This is a genomic window from Massilia eurypsychrophila, from assembly GCF_002760655.1.
Lineage (GTDB): Bacteria > Pseudomonadota > Gammaproteobacteria > Burkholderiales > Burkholderiaceae_D > JAFCUW01.
Window position 1 is genome coordinate 1 of the sequence record NZ_PDOC01000079.1, and the last position, 1,013, is coordinate 1,013.

Below are 1,013 nucleotides of genomic sequence, written 5' to 3' on the forward strand. Positions count from 1 at the left end.
GCCCGTGTTCGACAAGAACTCGCATGCGAACCGCGTCCTCTCGCTGCTGATGCGGCATTACAACGCGGTCGTCGAGGCTTTCAACACCGACCCGGCCGGTTGCGAGCCCATGTTCATGCGCGGCGCAGACTACGGCGCCGCCGAATGGTCAGATGGTTTCCTCTGCGGTTTCCAGTTCGACGAGCGCGCGTGGAGCCTGCTCGCCGTCGGACAACCGACCTGGTTCGCGCCATTCATGCGTTTGGGGACCGAAGACGGCATTGCGATCACCGACAAGCAAGGCGATGCTGCCCGATGGATCGATGCCATAGTGCCGTCGTTGGTCGAGATCGCAGCCTATTGGAAATCGCGGCGAGCGATGCCCGGCCACGCGCCCATGCCGGCAATGCCCATCGTCCGGGCGACACCGAAAATCGGGCGCAACGATCCTTGTCCTTGTGGCAGCGGTAAAAAAGTCAAAAAATGCTGTGGAGGTACGCCGACGGCGCCATCAACAATGCACTGAAGAGGGAACAGCATGTCTGAAATCGTCTGTGAAGGATGTGGCGCCGTCACGGCGGGCTACGACACCGTCAACTACGGGTCAATCGATGTCGGCTACCGGGTGCTGTGTTCCCGGTGTTTCAACAGCGAGGTAGCCACGCGTGTTGGTCTCGATAAGTTCGAGCATGTCCGTCTTGAACCAGTCAAGCTATCCGATTGCAACGGAGTGATGCACGAGTTTCATCTGCGTCCCCATCTGCTCGGCGACATCGTCTCGCTGGAGGCATTCGAGCTTCGCGACGGCGCGCCGGGCGGCTACGAATTCCAGATCGTCGGCGATCCGCGCGAAGACTTATTCTCCCTGTGTGGGCGTCTCGTGGAAAAGATGCGCCGCGCCCTGGCGGTGATGCACGTAAGACGCGGCAGGCTCGGTCTGGCAATCATCGAGGAGACCGTCCGAGGGCGCATCGGCTGGGACGATGCCGCCGAGGGCCGCTTGCCGCTCGTTACGATCGATGGGCAGGAGTTCT

At 61.3% G+C, this 1,013-nt stretch carries 2 protein-coding genes; both read left to right on the forward strand.

Annotation, left to right across the window (positions count from 1 at the left end; genetic code table 11):
• The coding region (locus tag CR105_RS27400; protein ID WP_143752837.1) for a UPF0149 family protein at nucleotides 1-505 on the forward strand (505 nt) is incomplete at its 5' end.
• A 12-nt stretch (nucleotides 506-517) separates the two neighbouring features.
• The coding region (locus CR105_RS27405; protein ID WP_099794125.1) for a DUF7686 domain-containing protein at nucleotides 518-1,013 on the forward strand (496 nt) is incomplete at its 3' end.